Raw genomic sequence first — 297 nt, 5'->3', positions numbered from 1 at the left:
GGCTGGGGCTTGCTGAACAGGTAGCCCTGCACATAATCACTGCCGAACTGACTCAGGAATTCCAGCTGTGCGGGCGTTTCGACACCTTCAGTCACCACCTTGAGGTGCAGGGTGTGGGCCATGACAATGATCGCCTGGACGATCTCCATGTCCTGGGGCGACTTTGGAATGTCGATGATGAAGGAGCGATCGATTTTCAGCGTGTCCAGCGGCAGCCGTTTCAGGTAAGCGAGTGACGAATAACCGGTCCCGAAGTCGTCGATGGACAGCGATACGCCCAGGCTGCGTATGTGTTTG

General features: G+C 56.6%; 1 protein-coding gene. It reads right to left on the bottom strand.

Annotation, left to right across the window (positions count from 1 at the left end):
• A partial coding sequence (locus EE949_RS28920; protein ID WP_164666849.1) for an EAL domain-containing protein occupies positions 1-297 on the bottom strand: 297 nt, incomplete at both ends.

Source organism: Pseudomonas viridiflava (assembly GCF_900602065.1).
Lineage (GTDB): Bacteria > Pseudomonadota > Gammaproteobacteria > Pseudomonadales > Pseudomonadaceae > Aquipseudomonas.
Note: the sequence above shows the minus strand (reverse complement) of the source record. Positions and strands in the feature narration are given on the sequence as shown.